Source organism: Niastella vici (assembly GCF_002077945.1).
GTDB lineage: Bacteria > Bacteroidota > Bacteroidia > Chitinophagales > Chitinophagaceae > Niastella > Niastella vici.
On the sequence record NZ_LVYD01000051.1, the window covers coordinates 161599 to 184778 of the forward strand.

A 23180-nucleotide genomic window follows, 5' to 3' on the forward strand; every position below is an offset into this window, starting at 1 on the left:
TAAACAAAAAAAACTAAAAACTTTAAACTATTATGGCCAGAATCATCAAATCGGGATTAATACAAATGAGTTTGCCGAAGACGGAAGGCGAAGGTACTATTGAAGAGATCAAAGAGGCGATGGTGCAAAAACATATTCCATATATTGAAAGGGCCGGTGAGCAGGGCGTGCAGATCTTATGCCTGCAGGAGATCTTCAATACGCCGTATTTCTGTCCGGGCCAGGACAGGGCCTGGTACGAATCGGCCGAAACGGTGCCGGGGCCTACAACAGAACGCATGGCTGAATATGCCCGCAAATATAATATGGTGATGATAGTACCAGTGTATGAAAAAGAACAGGCCGGTGTATTGTATAATACCGCTGCAGTGATCGATGCCGATGGAACCTATTTGGGCAAGTACCGTAAGAACCATATACCCCATACTTCCGGTTTTTGGGAAAAGTTTTTCTTTAAACCCGGTAATCTCGGCTATCCGGTCTTTCAAACGCGGTATGCAAAAGTAGGTGTGTATATCTGTTATGACCGGCATTTCCCCGATGGCGCGCGGGTGTTGGGTTTGAATGGCGCTGAGATCGTTTACAACCCCTCTGCAACAGTGGCCGGGTTATCGCAATACCTCTGGAAGCTGGAACAACCGGCGCATGCAGCTGCCAATGGATATTTCATGGGTTGCATTAACCGGGTAGGGCAGGAGAAGCCCTGGAACCTGGGTAAGTTCTATGGTTCCTCTTATTTTGTTGATCCACGCGGACAAATATTTGCCCAGGCTTCAGAAGATAATGATGAATTGCTGGTGGCTGAGTTTGATCTGGAGATGATTGAAGAGGTAAGAAGCATCTGGCAGTTTTATAGAGACAGAAGGCCTGAAACTTATGGAAAGTTGGTGGAGCTTTAATTATGCAACCAAATTGACTATTTAAACTGAATTAATGCCAATAAAGAATAACCGGTTAACGGCTGAACAATACGAACAGAACTTCAGCGATATACACCCGCCATTCGACAGCAGGGAATCGGCGCTGGTGGAAGCAAATCGTTGTTTGTACTGTTACGATGCACCCTGTACCAAAAGTTGTCCTACCTCTATCAATATTCCCAAGTTCATCAAGCAGATCAGTACCGATAATGTAAAAGGTTCTGCCCATACTATTCTTGTTTCCAACATCATGGGCGCAGGTTGTTCGCGCGTTTGTCCTGTTGAGAAATTATGTGAAGGCGCCTGCGTATATAATCTACTGGAAGAACCGCCGATACCCATTGCCCGGTTGCAACGCTATTCAACCGAACAGGCCATGGAAAAGCAATGGAAGCTGTTTGAACGCAAACCGGCTACCGGAAAAAAAGTGGCCATCGTAGGTGCAGGTCCGGCCGGTTTAAGTTGTGCGCATGTGTTGAGCCGCGCCGGCATCGATGTTACTATATATGAAAAGGAAAGCCAGGGGGGCGGTCTCATGACCTTTGGCATTGCCGCATATAAAGTAACGCCACAATTTTGTGAAGCTGAAGTGAATTATATCACTTCTATTGGCGGCATAACTATTAAATATGATCAGGAGCTCGGAAAAAATATAACGCTGGCTGAGCTCAAAAATAATTATGATGCAGTGTACCTGGGATTCGGGGTTGGACTGGCCCGGCAACTGAATATCCCCGGTGAAGAGCTGACTGGCGTGGTAGATGCTATCCGTTTTATTTATGATATCAGGGCTGGCGCCTATGAGCAGGTGCCGGTGGGCGATAAAGTGGCGGTGATCGGTATGGGTATGACGGCCATTGATGCAGCCACGCAAGCCAAAAGACTGGGCGCTAAAGACGTTACCCTGGTATATCGCAGAACGCAGGCCGAAATGCCCTGCACCGAAGTAGAACTCGATATTGCCAAACTGGATGGATGCCGCATTATGTGGTTAGCTGCGCCGGCAACTATTAAGGGTGAGAACGGAAAGGTGACCCAACTGGTCTGTAACCTCATGCAGCTGGGCGATCCTGATGCCAGCGGCCGCCGTTCGCCGGTAGAAACAGGTGAAACATTTACACTGGAAGTGGATATGGTGATCAAAGCGGCCGGACAAATTCCTTTTGAAGAACTGGTGAGCGGTAATCAAATACAACATAAGCAAGGGAAGATCGTGACGCAATCAAACGGCGCTACCAATATTGCCGGTGTTTTTGCCGGTGGTGATTGTGTGAATGGGGGAAAAGAAGTTGTTGATGCAGTGCAAGCTGGTAAAATTGGGGCAGATGCGATCCTTAAATACCTGAGTTTATAAGTTTGTAAGTTATTCAGTTAAGAAGTTAAAACTGAATAACACTGACAGTTACTAACTAAAAATATTATTATGGCTGATATATCTGCAAATTTCCTTGGCATTAAATCGCCCAACCCGTTCTGGCTGGCGAGTGCACCGCCCACTGATAAAAAGATCAATGTGCTGCGGGCCTTTGAGGCGGGCTGGGGCGGCGTGGTTTGGAAAACATTGGGCAGCCAGGTGAAGAATGTATCGAGCCGCTATTCAGCTGTCAACTACAATGGCTCCAAAGTAATGGGCCTGAATAATATCGAGCTCATCAGTGACCGGCCGTTAGAACTTAATCTGCGCGAAATAAAAGAATGTATAAAACTATTTCCCGACCGGGCCATGATCGTTTCGCTGATGGCCGATAATACGCGGGAAAAATGGCATGAGCTGATAGCCCAGGTAGAAGATACCGGTGCACATGGAATTGAACTGAATTTCGGTTGTCCGCACGGGATGACCGAACGCGGCATGGGCGCCGTAGTGGGGCAGGACCCTGAAATTGCCCGGCTGGTAGTGGAATGGGTGATGGAAAAAGCCACCATACCCGTTATCACCAAGCTTACGCCCAATGTACATTCGGTTGTGCCAACAGGAAAAGCTTCGGTGGAAGCCGGCTCCAATGCCCTTTCATTGATAAACACCATACAATCGGTTACCGGTATTGACCTCGATACCTTTGTGCCCAATCCTTATGTAGCTGGTAAATCGGTATTTGGCGGTTATTGCGGACCGGCAGTAAAACCCATTGCACTCAAGATGCTGGCTACCATTAGCCAGGACCCGGTAACAGCCAAAGTCCCTATCTCTGGTATTGGTGGTGTAAGCACCTGGAAAGATGCGGTGGAGTTTATGTTGTTAGGCGCTACCACCGTACAGGTGTGTACGGCGGTAATGAAACATGGGTTCAGGATAGTAGAAGATATGTGCGAAGGCCTCAACAACTGGATGGATGAAAAAGGATTCAAAACCATCAATGATTTCATTGGCAAATCGGTTCCCCACCTTACACAATGGGAAGAGCTTGATATCAACTATCATATTGTAGCGAACATAGATCAGGAAAAATGCATTCACTGCGGTCTTTGTTATATTGCCTGTGAAGATGCCTCGCATCAGTCGATCAACCTGCAATACGGAGATCCATACAACAACTATACTATTAAAGAAGAGGAATGCGTTGGTTGTAATTTGTGTAAGCTTATTTGTCCGGTCGACAATTGCATTACCATGGTTGAGCAACGCAAAGGCCCCGATTATATTAACTGGAAAGAGTTTCAACAACGTGGTTTGCCCCTGAATGATCATTGATTGCATACTATGCTTTTAACACTTCCGTAATGTGTAAATAACATTGTGGTGACGCCCTTTATTTTTACCACAAAGTGGTATTGCGTGATTTTTATTAGGATGTACCTTCACTTTCGGTCCGTAATTCAGCTCCCCAGCTCCAATGCCCACTGACGCAGGACTACCATTAAAATTATTTTACAAGAAAAAATAGCACCGATATGCCACTGGTGATAAAAGAGTTGCATATAAAGATCACTATTAACCAACCTGCACAAGCCCAGCAGGCGACAGCTGTATCGGTTGGAAACGAGGGCATTGGCGAGGCGGATAAGGCTATTATTTCACGGAGCGAGGGCGATAAAGAAGGGAAGCAGAACGACAACCTTATAAAATAGTGCCTTGGGGTTTATTGGCAAACATATCATCCTGAAACAAGTGATTGACCTGGAATACCATGGCCAGGCAGATGGGTTTGCCCTGCAACGCCAGGTGTCTGACTGGTGCCACCGCGAACTGATACCGCAGATGGAAGAACAATTGGGAAAGCTTCGCACAAAGGGGAAAGTGTACCGGATCGATAAGCTGGAAATAGCGGTGCAGGTTGATGGCAATAAATGGATGGCCGATGCTACCGTACAGATCGTTCAACAATTACATGACCAGGTAGAACAGGAAATTCAAAAATATCATACTGACTCCGGTTTAACCCCGGCAACTTATCAGCAACTTTTTGTTGATGCCTTTATTTATTTTCTGCAGCATGGCCATTTACCGTGGTGGAGCCCTGTTTCAACACATCATATCTGGCTGGAAGAATTGGATAACCTGTTGATCACCGGTTTTGGTGAAAATGCCAGGGCCCGGTTGCTGCATTTATTAAAGCAGCAGGTTGTGCAGCAGCGCGTTTTATATGAGGTGCCCGACGAATTGTTTATCAAACTGATGGTGCAGATCAACAGTGGTATTGAACAGGGCATCACCAACCTAATGAACGACATCAGAAAACTGGTTAAAGACGAAGATGAAAGACGAACCGTGTTGCCGGTTTTCAGGCAATGTGTTATGGCCTGTATTTACAGAGTAGATCATCACCAGTTTGCGGAACATGTATATGCACATTTTGTACATCAGTTATCTGCCCGCGGGCATTTGCAACATATACCCGTCAACAATGGAAAATTCAAACACAAAATAGCCGTTGGGCACCTGACAAATGGAAAAAGCAAAGAAGAGGAAGCTGTTCTAACGGCAGATTCTTTTACCATTAAGCAGGAGGGCATCTATATCCAGAATGCGGGGCTCATAATTGTGGCTTCCTTTCTGCCGGCTTTATTTAACAAGCTTGATGTGTTTGATGGTTCGGCCATAACCGATATGAACCGGGCTGTTTGCCTGGTGCAATACCTGGCCTCGGGCAGAGAAAGGATTGCAGAGTTTGAACTGGGCCTGGCGAAGATCCTTTGCGGTCTTGAAACAGATACGCCGGTTGATACCAACATCCGGTTAACGAAAACAGAAAAACAGGAAATACACGCTTTACTACTATCGGTTATTGATTATTGGGAAGCATTAAAAGATACTTCGCCCGAAGGTATACAACATTCCTTCCTGCAACGGCGTGGCAAGTTGCAATTGGTAAACAACGATTGGGTATTGCAGATAGAGCAAAAAAACTGGGATGTACTGTTACAACAATTGCCCTGGAGCATCAACACCATAAAGCTGCCCTGGATGCCGGGCCAGTTAAAAACGGCCTACGAAACGAATATGGAGTTCCGCATCCTGCATACTAATGAAGGAAAGGTTGAATACCTGGACCAACAGTTATAATATACAGGAAGACCCTCATGTGTATAAATATATTTCCCGCCCGGGCAACCTTTTTATTGGCCCGTACTTGCTAAACAAGGTAAATTAGTATTCACATAACGCACAGGTATAGTCAGAAAGGCTACCTTCTTCTACCGTAAATCTGCAGAACGTCTTATTGCATTAATTAACCGGCTGCTCCTGTATCAGGGAGTATGACAATCTTTTGGAGAATGCAGAATGCGCTACGCTCAACGCCGAACGCGTAATGCCTCCTTATGTCTTTTCTTAACTAATTAACTAAAGCTAACAAACTATTATCTATGAAAAGAATTATTTACACATTATTACTAAGTATTGTTGTGCAAACCGTTATGTCTCAAACACCCCCAGCCACCTGGCAGGAACATTGGTTTGAGCACAACCAGTTACTCAACCGTAAATTCTATGATAATGATGTTGCGGTATATTACGACAATGACGTAAGCGCCTCCGTTACCTGGCCCTACACCTATATGGGCGATGTATGGCGTTATGTAAAGAACGTGTACGGCAACTTTGGCAGCGATGCACACCTGTTTGCGGTTTTTCATACCAATAAATACAGCGGCGGCCACCCGTCAACGTATTTCGATGCCAGCCACGATTACCGCAATGTGATCGATGTAGGCCCTGGTCCCTGGACGAGCGGTGGTACCGGCGGTGATCTTGATATTGCTACCCACGAAGTGGCACATATTGTAGAAGGCGCCAGCAAAGGAATTAAAGGTTCGCCGGCCTTTCCTATCTGGGGCGATAGCAAATGGGCTGAGATCTTTATTTATGATGTGTACCTCGGCCTCGGTAAAACCAGCGAAGCAACACGTTGGTATAACCAGCTGCAAAATCAAACTGATAATTTTCCGGTAACCGGTACGCACTGGTTCCGCGATTGGTTCTACCCCATCTATAATAATTACGGCGGTACCCAGGTGTTGAACCGATTTTTTACCCTGCTGGCCCAGTATTTTCCCCAGAGTGGTGGCAGCTATACGCGCGATATGAACTGGGGTGAATTTATTCATTTCTGGAGCGGTGCTACCGGTGTAAGTCTTAAACCGCTGGCTACTTCCGCTTTCGGCTGGACATCCACAATGGACTCACAGTTTAACCAGGCGCGTATTGATTTTCCATTTGCATATGGTACCGGAGTGGCAAGCGTTTACAAACATTGCAATTATGGCGGGTATGTAACTGCGTTGGGTGTTGGCAATTATACCCTGACCCAATTGCAGAACATGGGCGTGTTGAATGATGATATCTCTTCTATAAAAGTGAACAGCGGTTACCAGGTGCAATTGTTCTGGGACGATAATTTCTCCGGAACTTCCATCACCATAACTTCAGACAATACCTGCCTGGTCGCTAATAATTTCAATGATAAGGCCTCATCGCTCAAGGTTTCTGCTGTAAGTGCTACGGCAAGGGTGGCAACGGACAAGTTCATAATTTACCCCAACCCCGTGGGTCAGGAACTACGGTTCAACACCACACAGCCAGTAGCCGGTTCAATGATAAGGATACAGGATATGATGGGACGTGAAGTAATGCAAGCCAAACTAACCACGAATTATATTGACGTATCGAAGTTGCCTTCAGGTGTATACACGTTGGTGGTTACCAATAATGATAAAACGATCACCCGTCGATTTGTAAAACGATAATGAGTTCGTAAGTTATTTAGTTGTTGATTTAGTAAGTTCTTAATGTCAGAAACTTACTAAATCAATAACTAACGAACTCAATAACCAAAAAACTAATGTACAATGAAACGAATTATAACTATATGCCTGCTGCTATGTATTATTCAAACTATGCAGGGAAACTCGGGCATCTATGCAGGCGGACCGGTTTACAAGAACCGCAGTTATTCCATCAGTGAATTAAAAGGTTCGGGCTATACCTGTGTGGTGGTATGGACCATTCACATTGATGCCAGTGGCAACCTGAACTTCAACGCCGAATTTCCATTGGTGCAGAACGGCGCTTATATCGGCGCTTCTACCTATCCCAATTTTGCCAGCGATATTGCGTCGCTGAAATCGGCTCCAACCTCTATCAACCGGGTTGAGTTCTGTTTAAGCGCGTGGGGCTCTTCCACCTTTGCCAATATAAAAACCCTGATCAACGCGCAGGGAACGGGGTCTGCCAGTACGCTGTACAAGAATTTTCAGGCACTGAAAAATACTTTTCCGGCCGTAGATGCCATTGGCTTTGATGATGAAAGCACCTACGATGTAAGCTCGGCCACTGCATTTGCGGTGATGCTGGGAGGTTTGGGTTTCAGGGTATCGCTGGTGCCGTATACTGCTTCGTCTTTTTGGACCAGCGTAGCCACCAATACCAATAATCAGCGGGCTGGTACTGTTGACCGGGTCGATCTGCAATGCTATTCGGGCGGTGCGGGAAATAATCCCTGCAACTGGAATTTCGGCAGCATACCCCTGTATGCAGGGTTGTGGGATGCAGAAAAATCGACCAGCCAGGTGCAAAGCCAGTTAACCACCTGGAAAAACAATTGCAATATTGCCGGCGGATTTATGTGGTTATATGATGATTTTGATAATACCAGCGGTACAAAAGCGTATGCAACCGCTATTAACAACGTATTTGGCGGTGGTGGCGTAAATGTCGCGGCTGCGGGATTTTATCAGGATTGTAATTATGCAGGGTATGGGGTTAACCTGGCCACCGGCAGCTATACCCTCACCAAATTGCAATCGTATGGTATTGCCAATGATGCTATTTCATCGCTGACGGTGCAAAGCGGTTATTCGGTAACCCTGTACTGGGATGATAATTTTGCAGGTTCCACCCTTGGCAAAACAGCCAGCGATGCCTGCCTGGTCGATGATGGGTGGAACGATAAGGTTTCTTCCATCGTCATAAGCGCCGCATCGGCATTGAGTAATGCAAGAACGGTAACTGCGCCGGCAACGGGCCTCACCATTACTAACTTCCCCGGTCAACAGGAAATACGATTTTTTGATGCTTCGGGCATAGCTGGTATTCCCGTACGCATATACGATATTACCGGCCGGCAGGTGATGGCGGTAAGGCCGGTTGGAAATCGCATCAATGTTAGTTCTTTGTTACCAGGTGTATATGTGATGGTTTACCAGGTAAATGGCAAGCCTGTGACGAAGAAGTTTGTAAGGTAGATCGGATGAAGCCCAGGTCTGAGTAGGAGGCCGAAGTAAGAAGTAGGAAATACGAAGTAAGAGGAAGGAATTAGGAGGAATTCCCGCATATAAGGTTCTTCTTAAATCTTACTTCCTACTTCCTACTTCATTTTATCCCCGTAAGGCATTTTTTTTATATCTTTCTTACTTTATACAACGGGGATAAAGTATTTTACAACCATGGCGCCAATATCAAAAGGAAAATTCAACAGCCGGCAGTGGGTTTTAATCCTGATCCTGTGTGCGATGATGTCGGTTATTTCGTTTTACATCTTTCAACATGCATTTGCGTTCCGGTATGTACAGGTCGATGTATTGGTGGCTGCAACCAGTTTGACCCTGTTCTTCGTTTTTATTCTTCTGGTGACCATGCAGGGGTTTAAGGCGGTTGATATATATGAAGATCAGCTTAAAGTAAAATGGCGTTTTACTTCCCGCATCATTAATAAAGAAGATATTACCGCTTTTTCAGAAACTGCCCGCAAACAGATCAATTATCTCATCATCAAAACAACGGGCGAAGATGTGGTGTTGCCCGAACCGCTCATCAATAATCACCCCGACCTCATTCTGCAACTGCAGAAATGGAAAATAAAAAGAAAATTTGACCTGCCTGTTACCCGGCATTCCCGCATAGAGAACCGGGGTGTAGGTACGGTGTTAATGGTGGTGGGTGCATTTCTGCTGGGCTTCACCATTAAATCGGTTATTTCGCCCGAACTTTCGGTCGATGGAAGCAAGCTCATTACATTGAGTGGCCGTCTCAGTATGCCGCCGGAAGTAAAATCTACTTCGGGCAGAAATAATTCGGGTTACGTTAAATTGTATTTGCTCGAGTACCCGGGTATCATGTTCCATATTGATGAAGTTGGGTTCAATTCCATAAAGATGAAACAATTGCTGGCCGCCACCCGCGGAACACCGGCAGAACTTTCTATCCTCAAACACGAATACGGTGTGAAGATCAAAAAAACAGAAGCACCGGGTTATTTTGAAACGCATTACGAATGGACCACTATTTATACCTATAGCGTTACCCTCAATGGAGAACAGCTATTAACAGTAGATAGCTATAATGAAAGCAAACACTCGCTCGATAACAGTAATAAAAAATGGAGCGTGCTTATTGCCATCGTCTCCCTGTCGATGTTTGTTTATGGGTTCATCTTATACCGGCACAGGAACAAGGTGCCGGTAACAGCTACCGCTGCCGTAGCTCCTCCGCCTGTAAAATCAATTCCTGATAAAATATAGTGGGCTAGCTGCTTTGGTGGGCGAATTGTAACACATGAGCCCATTAGCCCATTACGCCTTCCCCGGTTGTAAATGTACCGGCAAAGGAAGATTACGGCTAAGATCATCCGGTACGGGATCGCGGCGGGTGGTTTCAATAGGAATGATCCCCGACCAAATAGGCAATGGTTTATCTTCGTCTTCATCATTCGGCATACCCGTACGTGTTTTGGCTGATGCTTCATCGATATCAAAAGCCAGCACCGTTGTTTTTCGCACTTCATTCTCTTTCATCGGCCGCAGATAATCCCAGCTGTTTGGCACTATCTTGTTGGTCAACCATTCCAACACGGAGAATTTAAGCGCGTCCTCTTCCATTTTTACGCCTTGTGAAAAAAGCACTACCGAGCGGTAATTCACCGAATGGGAGAAGGCTGATTTGGCTACTACCAGCGCATCGATGAGGGTTACCGAAATGCAAACCGGCACCCCTTTTTCCAGTTCCCAAATAAAATGGCTGCCCACAGAACCGTGGATGTACAATTTGTTCTCATAGCGCACAAAAGCGGTGGGAATAGAAAAAGGTTTGTTGCCGGCCGCATAGCTGATGGTACAGAAAAGCGCTTCATCTAAAATGGAGTAGATCGTTTCCTTGTCGTATTGCGCCCTTTTGGCTGAACGGCTGGGTATCAGATGCGATTGTGGAGCCATATTGGTTGGTTTTTTTACAAAATTGTACCTTTATTGGGTGGGTGTAATCATCCGGTTTGTATAAAGTCAGTAGTCCACTTTTACTATGCAGGCACTTTCAACCCTTATTTTGATCGATAAAGACAGTGTGCAACCTGTGTATTTGCAGATTGCCAACCAATTGATGGTTTTTATAAAAGAAGGCAATCTGCAGGCGGGTCATCGCCTGCCCAGCACCCGGCAAATGGCCGACTGGCTAACCGTGCATCGCAAAACGGTTATTCAGGCTTATGATGAATTGCTGGCCCAGGGCTGGCTCGAGAGCCGTACCGGCAGCGGCACCTATGTGGCCAGGCATTTACCAGAAATGCATCCCCGCAGTTTATTGAACGGTGCTGCCCGGTCTGTAAACCCCGCACATACGGCCGGGTTTGAATTTGAAGCGCTGCCGCACCTGGCACAGCCGACCGTATTTTCAAAAAATAAATACCACCTCGATGATGGGTTTCCCGATTCGCGGCTGGCGCCCCTGGAAGAGCTGGCGCGGGCCTACCGCAGCCAATTGCTTACCGGTAACCCCTATGTACGCTTAGGCTATGGCGATACCCATGGTTCTTTGTGGTTGCGGCAGGTGCTGGCCGATTATTTAAATGATACCCGTGGCCTGAAGATCACGCCAGAGAATGTGCTGATAACCCGGGGAACCGTAATGGGCCTGTACCTGAGCTGCACGGCTTTTTTGAAACCGGGCGATATTGCCGTGGTAGGGGAGTTGAACTATAATGGAGCCAATATGAACTTTCTGCAGGCGGGCGCCAGGCTGGTAAAGATCCCGGTTGATGAACATGGTATTGTGGTTGAAGCACTGGCCGATATTTGCCGTAAACAGCGGATACGCATGGTGTATATTACCTCACACCATTTTTATCCTACCACCACCGCTTTGCGGGCCGACCGCCGGATTGAACTGCTACGGCTGGCTGAGCAATATGGGTTTATCATTTTTGAAGATGATTATGATTACGATTTCCATTACCTGAGCAAACCGTTGTTGCCGCTGGCCAGTGCCGACAAGGCCGGTGTGGTGTTGTATTGCGGTTCTTTTACCAAAACTATTTCCCCTGCATTCAGGGTAGGCTACCTGGTGGCTTCGGAAAATGTGATCCATCACCTGGCGCAGCTGCGCCGCATCATCGACCGGCAGGGCGATATCCTGTTGGAGAATGCCATTGCCGAGCTGTTGCAAAATGGTATCATTCAACGGTACCTGCGCAAGTCAATGCGTACTTACCGGCAACGGCGCGATGTGTTTTGTGAGCTGCTGACAGCTAACCTAGGCGATCACGTGCAATTTCAGGTCCCGGTTGGCGGTATGGCCGTGTGGACGCATTTTGACCCCGCTGTTAATTTACCCGCCCTTGCCCGGAAGGCCCTGCAACATGACCTGTATTTTTCGCCGGGGTACCGGAACGAGGAACGGTCACCGGTGTTGAACGCCACCCGGCTGGGTTTTGCTTCCTCAACACCTGATGAACTGGCCAGTTGTGTTGAAATATTGCGTAAGTTATTATGTTCGTAAGTTATTGAGTTGGTCAGTTGAATAAGGAACTTAAAAACTCAATAACTAACGAACTATTCTCCCCAGGGTGACTTATGTTCTTTCTGAAACTGGCTGAACACCTGGTTTATTTCGGCTGAATCTTTCTTTAACCAGGCATTTAAATAAGGTGTTACGATGGCGTTGGTGCCTGATTGCGGATGCTTTTCCTGCACATAGGTCCAGGCCTTTTGGAAGTAATCGTACAATTTATATTTATTGGGAATGCTGTCATCATCATTCGCATACTCATCATTCACGGGGGTGTTTTCCATCCCTGTCATTAATACCCACAATAGTAGATTGTATTTGTCAACTGCTTCTTTTGTATACAAAAAATTGGTATTGGCGATGGTTTTATTGAAGTTCTCCCACCAAACGGTACGTTCAGCCAGCACATTCGCTTCAATGGTTATGCCGGCATCTTCCGAAAAACCTTCTTTTTGTTCCTTAGCCAGTTGCACCAGGTATTGTTTCAGGGGTGCGCTTACATACAGGCCAAAGTGCTGCGACAGGAAATGCTGGTCCTGCTCAATATAGGCCGAGCCTTCATCTCCAAAGAGGTAAAACCCATTTTTGTCAAGCTGCTTTTTCCGGGCTAGCTGTTTTTTGGAGAGCGGTTTTGTTTTTTCGGGATAAACGATATCCTCATAAATAATAGTCGTATCCATATGCCCGTATGCCCAGGAGCTCAGGCGTTGGTGGTACTGGTTGAAAATATAGAAAGCCGTATCGCAAACAGCGGCAGGCTGTTTTTTGAAAAGCAGTTGAAAGGTATCAACGGCCTGGCTGCCCATATCGATTAACTGGGTATCGAGCCCGGCCAGGTACCGGTCGTATTGTAACAGCACGGGATTGCCATAATGGAAAAGGGGCGCATTGTTGGTCGCATGCTTTGCTTTGGGGGCAGCTACAGGGTCTTTCTTTTGTTGGCCACAACCAAAAAATACTGCCGCCAGCAGCAGTACAGGGAGAACTCTTTTCATCTGCTCTTTATAGTTTTATTTTAGCCAGATGGAACTTACCCTGGTAAAATTTTCATTGTTTTCGCAATGGTAATGAAAATTTTGCCGGGGACATTTCATTGGGCAGGGGTAAAATTTGGCATGAAGATACAAAAAACGGAGAAGGCCTAAAATTGAACGCTGAAAGCTGAACGCTGAAAGTTGAAAGCTGAACACTGAAAGTTGAACGCTTAAGGCAGGACCCCTTATTTCCCATTTACGTATTGCATTCAGTATTCCGCCTTTTCGCCTTTTGCCCTCTGCAATCGGGCCTTCCGCCTTTTTAATGCCCACTTGATCCCGGCTAAGCAAAATCCTTTGTGTCAACAAGCTGGATGTTGTATTTAGTACAGCAAAAGCGTTTATACATATTGTACAGCAGAACCTAAACCACTTGATCCAACGCAATTCAATGATAGGGCAGCTAAATAAAAGTATTTATCAGTTGTAAAAAAAGCGCAGATTTTGACATTTACACTCAATCATATTTGTTAGTCTGCTCATTATTAAATTATTTTGGCATATTACTTCGAGGTCAGGGCTTCTACCCAAACACCATGAAGTTTGACAGGCCTCCTGGCTTTCCACACCCTTCGAATACTTTAGCGCTTACCGGACATGCTGCGGCATAAAAAAATTATTCGCTCAAGCCGGTTGTTTTAATCCCTACAGCAGGTTAATTCTTTTTTCCCCTAATGGGTACCGTATTGACCATTGATCCCTGATCATGGGTAGGTACGGGGTCCCGTATAAAATCTTATTGAGTAATTGCTATGGAGAATGCACAGCTGGTTACGGTTGCCATTGTAGATGATCACGCGATGTTACGTCAGGCTATTAATTTGCGACTGAGTTTACTTGGGTATAAAATTGTACTGGAGGCAGAAAACGGGCAGGTATTTCTTGATCAGTTAAGGAAGCTACCCGCGCCGCCCGATATATGTTTGCTCGATATCAATATGCCGGTGATGGATGGTTTTAACACGGCTGTAGAATTGAAAAAGAACTGGCCCCGCATAAAGATCCTGTTCTTTACCATGCACAACAGTAAAGCCTATGTATTAAGAGCCCGGCAAATAGGGGCCGAAGGGTTTCTGTCGAAAGATGCTTCTTTTGAAGAGCTGAAACAGGCTTTTGACAAGGTGTTGAACAGTTAAAGCGCCTATCTTTTTAAAAAGATAAAGATGGCGCCAATAAGGGTGAGCACGATCACTACCTGGCGGTAAAGGTCGTCCCTGATGCGGGCTACCAGTTTTATGCCGCACCAGAAACCGAGGATCAGAAAAGGTACCAGCGACAGATCGGTGAGCAGTGAGGTAGCGGTAATGTTCTTCCAGTAAAAGATCTGGAAGGGCAGTTTGAAAAAATTGATGAGGAGGAAGATCCAGGCGCCGGTTCCAATAAAATCATTTTTAGGCAAACGCATGGCGAGAAAATAGATATTCGAAAAAGCGCCCGCGAGGTTGCCGAGCATGGTGGTAAAACCCGAAACCAGTCCCATGCCGGCCGTAAATAATTTATTGCCGGGGAACACCATCGTTTTCCGGAACTCGATCACCAGCATAATGGCTACGGTGAGCACAATGATAGTGGCCATTATTTTTCTGAAAATAGCTTCGTTCAGGTCTTTCCCCACAAATACACCCACTAAAATACCAATGACCATCCAGGGCATTAGTTTAATGACATGCGGCCATTGCGCATGGCGGTGGTAATATTTTACGGCCATAATATCTGCCGCACACAATAAAGGCAGCACAATACCGGTGGAAGCCTTTCCGCCAAAGACAATGGTCATAATGGTTACATTCAACATATCAATGCCTTTAAGACCCGCTTTCGACAGGCCAATAATAAAGGCCGAGAGCGCTATCAATATCAGGCTGGAGGTGGTGTAGTCGGCAAACAAACCCATGTGCACTTCTTATAGGTATAAAAAAACTCAAATATAACAATAGCTACCCTTAATATAAACATTCAGCTACCCTCATTGTGGCGAGGTGAAGGTACATTCATGTAGCAACCCGTAGCTACCAGACGATTTCGTCTTTTCCATTTTAAAACCATAAAAATTTCATCATCATGAATCGAAAACTAACGATTGCGCTCGCCTGCGCCGCCATTTGCTTTGCCGCCTGTAAAAAAAACACCAGCACGCCACCAGCTGAAGTGGAAGCCGCCTGGTCGTCAAGCGCCCAGTGGGGTACCTGGACTAACGGAGGGTATACGCTTTATAATAATATCTGGGGAAGCGGGGCCGGTTCTCAAACCATTTGGGCAAACAGCTACAGCAACTGGGGCATATGGGCGAACCATCCTAACACGGGGGGCATTAAATCGTATCCCAATTGTACCCGGAATGTGAACCGGGCGCTCAGTTCGCTAAACTCACTCACCAGCAGCATCAGTGTTACTTCACCTTCAGGCGGCGCCTGGGAATCGGCCTATGATGTGTGGGACAACAACCATCAGCATGAAATAATGCTTTGGATGAATTACACCGGCAACAGCGATGGATCGGGTAACGTGAAACCCATTTCCTACAACTGGAATTCGGCCGGCAATCCCATACCGGTGTACACAAATGTTTCTGTAGGTGGCGCCACCTGGAATGTATTCCGTGGCAACAACGGCAGCAACAATGTGTACTCTTTTCTGCGTACATCCAAAACCAATAACACTACTGTTGACATCAGGGCCATTGCTAACTATATTAAAAACCTGGGCTGGTTTGGTAATATTACGGTTGGTGATGTACAGTTCGGGTACGAGATCACTTCGAGCTACGGCACCAATGGCGCCGGGCTGCAATGGACTACCAACAGCTATTCAGTAAGCTTTAATTAAAAATTTAGCGTGTTCCATACTGTTAAAAAATATAGCTGGTTCCCGCTGGTTATGGTGATCTGTCTTTTGCCGGCCTGCCGCAAGGAGGCTGCCATAGAACGGAATATAAAGGGGGAAATGCTGGCTGCGGTAAATGCGCTGCGGTTGGCAGGGTGTACCTGTGGCGGAACCTGGATGCCGCCGGTAAAACCATTAACCTGGAACGATACCCTGGCATCGGCTGCGCTGGCGCATGCCCGCGATATGGATGCCAATAACTATTTCAGCCATATTTCGCCGGGCGGCACCTCGCCCATTCAGCGCACCATGGCTTTGGGCTATAGCGGGAATTATGTTATGGAGAATATTGCCCGCGGCTATACTTCGGTAGAATCTGTTATGAAAGCCTGGGTGAACAGTGAAGATCATTGCAAAGCCATGATGGATAGCGGGCATACCGAAATGGGTGCCGCCAATGTGAATACGTATTGGGTACAGGAATTTGGGCACTAGATACCTCCCAACCCCCTAAAGGGGGGCTATATTTGGGGTCTTCACGATTGCCGGTTACCCACAAAAAAGGGCGAGCCTTCCATCAACAGGTGGAAGGCTCGCTCTTTTATCGTTGCTGTAACCAGCTTATTGTTTAATGATCTTAAATGACTGTTTATTAGCGGTTATCAGAAAATAGGTTCCTGCAGGTAACCCGCTCAGTTGCAGCGGTTCTTTCACGTTAGTGATCGTGAACTGACGCAGTACATGTCCCTGCATATTCACCAGGCGGGCCGAAGTACCCAGCAAGGCGGTGTTGTTCAAACTAACTGTTACCAATGAACGGGTAGGGTTGGGGTAAACGGTTGCCTCTGCAACAGGCTGGGTACATGATTTTGACAGGGTAACCATTTTCGAGAACACATACCGGCCGTAGTTGTCGACCTGTTTCAATTTAAAATAGTTGGCGCCCTGGGCCAGGCCTGTATAGGTAAACGAATAAGATGAGGCGGTGGGGGCTTTCACTGTGCCAACGGTTTGCCAGTGGTTGCCATCGGTTGACCATAGGATCTCAAAACGGTTGTTGCTGATAGCGCTGGTAGTTTGCCATTGCAAGCGGGCGCTGTTGCAATCGCTGCTGATGGCATCAAAAGAAGTAAAGCTGGCTGCTAAGGGCGTCAGCAGAAAGATCTGTACTTCGCCGTTATTACCTACCGACCAGCCGGAGTTGCTATTGACGAAGAATACGCTGTTCACATCGCTGTTGCTGTTGCTCGTTTGCGCCACCCAGGTGGTACCGCCATCGGCAGTATACAGAATAGTGCCATTGTCGCCCACTGCCCAGCCGTTGGTGGCTGTGGTGAAGAACACTTCATTCAACCTATCGGTAGTGCCGCTGGTTTGAGATGACCAGGTAGTGCCGCCATCAGTTGTTTTACGAATAACGCCGTTATCGCCTACTGCATAGCCGATGCTGGAGCTAACCATATAAAGGCCATATAATGTTTGGGTAGTACCGCTGGTTTGGGCTGTCCAGTTGGTGCCGCCGTCGGTAGTTTTAAGAATAGTTCCATGTTCCCCAACTGCCCAGCCGGTATTGGCATCTGTAAATTGTACATCATACAGATCTCTGGTAGTACCGCTGGTTTGCGTGTTCCAGTTGGTTCCTCCATCAGTGGTTTTCAGGATGGTTCCGTTTGAACCTACCACCCAGGCGGTAGTTGTGCTTATGGAGTTTATGCCGCGCAAAGTTGTTGACGTACCACTTGTTTGGCCGCTCCAGCTGGTGCCGCCATTGGTGGTTTTGCGAATGGTTCCATTGGTTCCAACCGCCCAACCGGTATTGGCATCGGCAAACGACAGGGCCCGCAGGTCCTGTGTGGTGCCACTGGTTAGCCCGCTCCAGGTGATGCCACCATCGGTGCTTTTGCGAATAGTGCCATTCTCGCCGACCATCCAGCCGGTGGTAGTGCTCGCAAAGTAGATGTCTTCTATATTATTGGTAGTGCCGCTGTTTTCTTCCGTCCAGATAAAGCTACCGGCATTGGTGGTTTTTATAATAGCGCCATTGGTGCCCACCGCCCAGCCTGTGCCTGAATTAATGAAGAAGACACCTAACAGGTCTTCACCAGTATTGCTGGTTTGCAGGCCCCAGGATGAACCGCCATTAACGGTCTTCAACACGGTGCCGTTCTCACACACTACATACCCGATGGAGGTGCTGGTAAAGACGATGCTGTTTATATCATCGCCAGTATTGCTTGTTTGGGCTGTCCAGTTAGTACCGCCATTGGTGGTGTAAAGGATGACACCACCGTCGCCCACGGCCCAGCCGGTAGTGGAATTCAGGAAATAAACGCTGTTGAGGTCATTGGTTGTACCGCTGGTTAAAATGCTCCAGGTAGTGCCGCCATCGGTGGTTTTTACGATCCTGCCATTTTCACCTACTGCAAAGCCATTATTAGCGTCAATAAATTTTATATCGTACAGGTCGCGGGTGGTTCCGCTTGTTTGGGCGGTCCAGGTGGTGCCACCATTGGTGGTTTTAAGAATAGTGCCATTGTCGCCTGAAGCCCAGCCGGTATTGGCATCGAGAAAGAAGATGCTGTTGAGGTCTTGTGTAGTAGTACTGGTTTGAGCGCCCCAACTGGTTCCACCATTGGTGGTTTTAAGAATAGTACCATTGTTGCCAGCTACCCAGCCGGTAGTGGTACTCACGAGGAAAACACTATTTAATTGTTGGGTGGTGCCGCTGGTTTGAGCCGTCCAGCTGGTGCCGCCATCGGTAGTTTTGCGGATTACGCCATTACTGCCAACGACCCAGCCGGTATTGGCATCTTCAAAATGTACACCGTACAGATCTCTGGTAGTGCCGCTGGTTAAATTCGACCATTGGGCAGATGCGCCCAGGGCAGATAACATGATAAAAAGGCCCAGGAAGGCCCTGAGGGTTTTGCAAAGGACAGTTTTCATAACAGGTTGGGTACTTAGGAATTATGGTTTTATTAATAGGATATAACAGTTACGGGATAAGGGGTTTACGCGATTTCAATAAGGCAATACCCTTGCCATTTTTTTAAGCGATTGAATAACAACGCGATGGGAAAATAATTATTATAAAGATTTTCCATTTTTGAGAGTTTTTTCCAGGATTGAACAGGTTCATGAGTTTGTGAGTTTGTCAGTTTGTGAGTTTTTAAGTTCGCAGTTCTTGGTTCATAGTTTTTAATTCAAGGTGCAAGGACCAGGTGGGCGCCGGGCTGCGCCATCGTGAAGCGATTCACGAATTAAACAGGGAGAAGAACCGGACGCCGGAGTACGCCGTCGCATAGCGTGTTGGTGTACAAGTGTGCGACGCAACGAAGGCCCAATAGCGGTATGAAAGCCGGGCCCAAAATGGTCTTCCGCTTTGAAGCCCCCTTATGACTGTTGGCTTGCCAGCAATTTTGAGTTAGTAAAAGAAGACCAGGTACTGTGGAGGATAAAAAAAATAGATCCGGTTAGTAAAATCCGGATCTATTGCAGCACAAAAAACTACAGAGGATAAGAACGTTCCTTGTGCCTGAATGCAGTTGTGTTTAATTACGTGAATCATCATATAGCAATTCACAACTGCGCAGTGATGTCAAAAGATACTATCCGGCTATGCTACGAGACCGGACATCAGAATATACTCGAAATACCAATTTTTATCGGGTGAATGTATGCCTGCATTGCACCCGACCGAACTGATACTAATATACGAAACAAGATTAGAAAGCGCTTCGAACAAGGAAGTTTGTAGTGTTTTTTTGATTAATGTCAATGTTTTTTACGTATTATACAACCTGATGAAAGCCGCTACAGTACTGGATTGCGTATGATCGCAAATATGTATAAACTATGACGGCCGTCATGGTTTTTCATGTTTAAAAAACATATCTTGATGTATCATAGCTAGTCCCGCTTTAGTAGGGATCAACTTCCTCCCAGATATCCTGCGAATTCCTTGTTGGAGATTACTGCAAAATAATTTTATATGATATTACAAACTAAAAATGGATATCCAGAGGTAGTGTTGTCTTTACAATGTGACACATCTTATTTCTATACTACAGCAGACTGGCTCAGGCATGAAATAGGAATATCATTTTGTCAAAAAAAGAAGATGGAAGATGATATCATTTGCTGGCAGTTTTATTTTGGCATGGCCAACGCCATGTTGAAGTATGACCCATCATCAGGAATATCACTTTGTCCGGCCGAAATGAACCAGGCCACTATTGAAGAAAAGGCAGCATTCAAGATGCTGACAGATACGATGCGAGTGGTGTGCTAACCAGATAGTTGCTCCTGGTGTAATGCTTTTTACTTAGAAGTTACAACATAGAAATTCTCAACCTGCCCAATTTGATTATGGATATTTAAAATATGTATTATATTTGTAATGCAGTTGATTGGAAAGGGCCGACTAACGCTAACGCATGAATTTTTAATTTCCTCTTTGGTTGCGCCTAAATTCTGATTTTCCCTGAAAACCAATCATTAATCAATATATCCTGGCCAATAAGGCGGCCTGGCGGCTGCCGTCGCAGAAATTCTCTGATTACGTTGCAATTTGCTATTCTTTATTCCATTGTCGGTGGTATTTACCACCCTGACCATATAAAACTGACTACACAATGAAACGATTGCTTGTTACTGAAAATAACAAAGAGGTCCATAAATTAATGGACAGCATGCCGATATTTGAAAATACTTCAGGCACTTACTTCCGAAGTAAACAAGCTGACCCGCTAACGGCATTATTCACGCAGCATACTGCAATTCATAAGTTTAAAAAGAAACAGATCATATATACAGAAGGCAATCACCCTTTACAGTTATTCCAGATAAAGAAAGGGATTGTAAAAACATTCAAGTGCAATGGTGAAGGAAAGGAGCTGATCACCGGTATATATGGAGAGGGGGAATACCTCGGTTATGTGGCATTGCTCGAAAATACGGTTTATAAAGATGTGGCCGTAGCCGTAGAATATGCTGAGGTAGCGGTTGTTCCCAAAGATGAATTTGAAGAGTTGATGGAGACCGACTGGCAGATCGCCCGCAAGTTCATAACCCTGCTGGCAAAAGATATTGCTGATAAAGAACAGTTGTTGTTGGGACTGGCTTATAACTCGCTGCGTAAAAAAGTGGCGGAAGCATTGATACTGTTGAGCAGAAAATACAAGGAGGCCATAAAGATCAGCCGTGATAACCTGGCCGCCATTGCCGGAACGGCTACCGAGTCGTTGATAAGGACCCTCGGTGAATTCAGGCAGGAAAAACTGATTGAGATAAGCGAAGGCTATATAACTATATTGAATGAAGCAAAACTTCGAACGATGTTGAACTAGGACAATGATTAAAACGGGACAACAAGGAGCGGCTCGCCGCCGCTTCGCGCTTCAGAAGGGTGTACTGCGTGGGCAGGACACCCTTTTTTAGTGCCCTCCTCACAAGCCCAACGCCTTCGACCTTATCGTAGCAATTTCATATTTAACGCTGGTGCCGCGTTTGGTATCGGCAATTCTGTGGGTGGCTGTGGTGTTGGGGCGTATGAAATAAAAATCTTCATATTTGGTTTCATGAATATTGCCATTGGCTTTTATATACATGATCTTCACACGTACCTTGTCGAGCGTATAATCGGTTGGGTTGTTTACAGTGATCTCTAAATTGGAAATGCCGCCCAGGCTACGGCTATCGTAATCATTGCTTTCCGCTTTTACTAATGACGTGATATTGTTTCGCACCATCTTTTTTACACTGGCGTCGCCACCGGTTACTGCACCTTGTTTGCCGGTTTTTGCGGCCTCAATACGATCGGTGGGCGAAGATTCACCGCTTCGGGAAATAGCAGCCAATACACCCAGTACTATAATAAATGGAACAAATATGATCCAGCGGAGGGAAGATTTTGTCTCTTGAATAGCCTTTTCAGGGCCTTTTTCCTTTACAGCTTCACGGATAGCAGGATTCTTCATAAAGTCGGATTTTTTCAGGGATGCGGTCTTGTAAAGTGCTAAAATATATTTTTTTTCTGGTACCCCGAAATGAGAACTATAAACAAAAGCCTTCCCGGTAAAACCAGGAAGGCTCTTATAATAGAAAACTATATGTTAAGCGGTCACCAGTTTGTTCGCTTTTCCTGCCAGCTCAAGAGTAAGCTCGGCCAGCCTGTTGCTGATGCCTACTTCATTATCGTACCAGGATACAATTTTAACCAGTTTGTCAATTGCACGGGTCAGCGTACCATCAACGATAGAGGAGTGCGCATTGCCCAGAATATCGGCCGATACAAACGGTTCTTCCGTATATTCAAGTACACCATTTAATGTTGTGGCCGCATGGTGTTTCAACAGTTCGTTGATGGCTGCAGCTGAAGCGCGCTTTACCAGGTTCAACGACATATCTGCAATAGAACCATCGATCACTGGTACACGGTATGAAAATCCATCCATCTTTCCTTTCAGGTTCGGCAATACCTCGCCAATAGCTTTTGCGGCGCCTGTAGTGGTGGGAATGATCGATTGGGTGGCAGCCCGCGCCCTGCGGGGATCTTTATGCGGCCCGTCCTGCAGCATTTGGTCCATTGTGAATGCATGCACAGTGCTCATGAACCCTGATTCAATTCCATATTCTTTATCGATCAGGTATAATACAGGTGCTATACAATTGGTAGTACAGGATGCTACAGAAAGCACTTCGTCTGCTTCTGTGATCTCATTGTTATTTACACCCACCACAATGGTCTTTACATTGCCGGTAGCCGGCGCCGTTATCAATACTCTTTTCGCGCCAGCGGTAATGTGCAGCTGCGCCTGTTCTTTTTGGGTGAACCGCCCGGTTGATTCTATCACAACATCTACCTGCAGCGCCGCCCAGGGCAATTTTTCCGGTGCGCGTTCATTCAGTAATACTATTTTATTTCCGTTTATGATCAGGTGCTGGTCCTGGTGCTCAACGGTTCCCGCAAACTTTCCATGCGAGGTATCGTATTTGAACAAATGTGTTAACAGCTTGATATCGGTGAGGTCATTGATGGCCACTACTTCTACGTCTTTTTGATTCAGCAGTGCTCTTAAAGTCATTCTGCCAATACGTCCGAATCCATTAATAGCTACTTTCATTTGTGAATTTTTATTTTGGTCAGATGGAACCCGGTATGAAAAATTTTCACTTCCCCGGGAATTG

At 46.2% G+C, this 23180-nt stretch carries 20 protein-coding genes; 14 read left to right on the forward strand and 6 right to left on the reverse strand.

Annotated features, from left to right (window positions below):
• The first annotated feature begins 32 nt into the window (after positions 1 to 32).
• From A3860_RS21055 to A3860_RS21085, 8 genes are all read left to right on the forward strand, one after another.
• Entirely contained in the window at positions 33 to 899 is an 867-nt protein-coding gene (locus A3860_RS21055) for a nitrilase-related carbon-nitrogen hydrolase (RefSeq protein ID WP_173820240.1), read from the forward strand.
• 34 nt (positions 900 to 933) lie between these two features.
• Entirely contained in the window at positions 934 to 2274 is a 1341-nt protein-coding gene (locus A3860_RS21060) for an NAD(P)-dependent oxidoreductase (RefSeq protein ID WP_081149434.1), read from the forward strand.
• A 69-nt stretch (positions 2275 to 2343) separates the two neighbouring features.
• Positions 2344 to 3612, forward strand: coding sequence for an NAD-dependent dihydropyrimidine dehydrogenase subunit PreA (preA, locus tag A3860_RS21065; RefSeq protein ID WP_081149436.1), 1269 nt, complete (start codon positions 2344 to 2346; stop codon positions 3610 to 3612).
• A gap of 200 nt (positions 3613 to 3812) precedes the next feature.
• Positions 3813 to 3989 (forward strand): DUF5908 family protein, encoded by a 177-nt coding sequence (locus A3860_RS41180; RefSeq protein WP_158085318.1) that lies wholly within the window; start codon positions 3813 to 3815, stop codon positions 3987 to 3989.
• 4 nt (positions 3990 to 3993) lie between these two features.
• Positions 3994 to 5424, forward strand: a complete 1431-nt coding sequence (locus A3860_RS21070; RefSeq protein ID WP_081149439.1) for a contractile injection system tape measure protein — start codon at positions 3994 to 3996, stop codon at positions 5422 to 5424.
• A gap of 302 nt (positions 5425 to 5726) precedes the next feature.
• Positions 5727 to 7106 carry a T9SS type A sorting domain-containing protein gene (locus A3860_RS21075; protein WP_245843582.1) on the forward strand — a complete coding sequence of 460 codons (1380 nt, stop codon included), beginning with the start codon at positions 5727 to 5729 and terminating at the stop codon, positions 7104 to 7106.
• Between the two features lie 102 nt (positions 7107 to 7208).
• Entirely contained in the window at positions 7209 to 8603 is a 1395-nt protein-coding gene (locus A3860_RS21080; protein ID WP_081149441.1) for a T9SS type A sorting domain-containing protein, read from the forward strand.
• A gap of 201 nt (positions 8604 to 8804) precedes the next feature.
• Complete coding sequence (locus A3860_RS21085) at positions 8805 to 9878, forward strand: hypothetical protein (RefSeq protein WP_081149444.1); 1074 nt, start codon at positions 8805 to 8807, stop codon at positions 9876 to 9878.
• 51 nt (positions 9879 to 9929) lie between these two features.
• On the opposite strand, the gene A3860_RS21090 is transcribed toward A3860_RS21085, so the two are convergent.
• The gene (locus A3860_RS21090) at positions 9930 to 10568 is read right to left on the reverse strand and encodes a pyridoxamine 5'-phosphate oxidase family protein (protein ID WP_081149446.1); all 639 of its coding nucleotides are present in this window, start codon (positions 10566 to 10568) and stop codon (positions 9930 to 9932) included.
• An 85-nt stretch (positions 10569 to 10653) separates the two neighbouring features.
• Here A3860_RS21090 and A3860_RS21095 point away from each other — a divergent pair, with 85 nt between their 5' ends.
• Positions 10654 to 12126 carry an aminotransferase-like domain-containing protein gene (locus tag A3860_RS21095; protein WP_081149448.1) on the forward strand — a complete coding sequence of 491 codons (1473 nt, stop codon included), beginning with the start codon at positions 10654 to 10656 and terminating at the stop codon, positions 12124 to 12126.
• A 53-nt stretch (positions 12127 to 12179) separates the two neighbouring features.
• On the opposite strand, the gene A3860_RS21100 is transcribed toward A3860_RS21095, so the two are convergent.
• Complete coding sequence (locus tag A3860_RS21100; RefSeq protein ID WP_081149450.1) at positions 12180 to 13130, reverse strand: hypothetical protein; 951 nt, start codon at positions 13128 to 13130, stop codon at positions 12180 to 12182.
• Between the two features lie 791 nt (positions 13131 to 13921).
• On the opposite strand from A3860_RS21100, the gene A3860_RS21110 reads away from it, so the two are divergent.
• A complete protein-coding gene (locus A3860_RS21110) occupies positions 13922 to 14305 on the forward strand; it encodes a response regulator (RefSeq protein WP_081149454.1) in 384 nt (127 codons plus the stop codon).
• A 5-nt stretch (positions 14306 to 14310) separates the two neighbouring features.
• Here the strand turns inward: A3860_RS21110 and A3860_RS21115 are convergent, their stop codons facing one another.
• A complete protein-coding gene (locus A3860_RS21115) occupies positions 14311 to 15063 on the reverse strand; it encodes a sulfite exporter TauE/SafE family protein (protein ID WP_081149457.1) in 753 nt (250 codons plus the stop codon).
• A 167-nt stretch (positions 15064 to 15230) separates the two neighbouring features.
• On the opposite strand from A3860_RS21115, the gene A3860_RS21120 reads away from it, so the two are divergent.
• Positions 15231 to 15995, forward strand: a complete 765-nt coding sequence (locus A3860_RS21120; RefSeq protein ID WP_081149459.1) for a GH12 family glycosyl hydrolase domain-containing protein — start codon at positions 15231 to 15233, stop codon at positions 15993 to 15995.
• Positions 15996 to 16004: 9 nt separating this feature from the next.
• Positions 16005 to 16487, forward strand: coding sequence for a CAP domain-containing protein (locus tag A3860_RS21125; protein WP_081149461.1), 483 nt, complete (start codon positions 16005 to 16007; stop codon positions 16485 to 16487).
• Between the two features lie 126 nt (positions 16488 to 16613).
• Here the strand turns inward: A3860_RS21125 and A3860_RS21130 are convergent, their stop codons facing one another.
• Complete coding sequence (locus A3860_RS21130) at positions 16614 to 18938, reverse strand: YCF48-related protein (protein WP_081149463.1); 2325 nt, start codon at positions 18936 to 18938, stop codon at positions 16614 to 16616.
• Positions 18939 to 19983: 1045 nt separating this feature from the next.
• On the opposite strand from A3860_RS21130, the gene A3860_RS21135 reads away from it, so the two are divergent.
• Positions 19984 to 20283: a hypothetical protein gene (locus A3860_RS21135; RefSeq protein WP_081149465.1), complete on the forward strand. Its 300-nt coding sequence runs from the start codon at positions 19984 to 19986 to the stop codon at positions 20281 to 20283.
• A gap of 343 nt (positions 20284 to 20626) precedes the next feature.
• The gene (locus A3860_RS21140) at positions 20627 to 21340 is read left to right on the forward strand and encodes a Crp/Fnr family transcriptional regulator (protein WP_081149467.1); all 714 of its coding nucleotides are present in this window, start codon (positions 20627 to 20629) and stop codon (positions 21338 to 21340) included.
• A 99-nt stretch (positions 21341 to 21439) separates the two neighbouring features.
• Here A3860_RS21140 and A3860_RS21145 read toward each other — a convergent pair whose 3' ends face one another.
• On the reverse strand, positions 21440 to 21970 hold the full coding sequence (locus tag A3860_RS21145; protein ID WP_081149470.1) for a hypothetical protein: 531 nt from the start codon (positions 21968 to 21970) through the stop codon (positions 21440 to 21442).
• A gap of 135 nt (positions 21971 to 22105) precedes the next feature.
• Positions 22106 to 23116, reverse strand: a complete 1011-nt coding sequence (gap, locus tag A3860_RS21150; RefSeq protein ID WP_081149472.1) for a type I glyceraldehyde-3-phosphate dehydrogenase — start codon at positions 23114 to 23116, stop codon at positions 22106 to 22108.
• Positions 23117 to 23180: the final 64 nt, after the last annotated feature.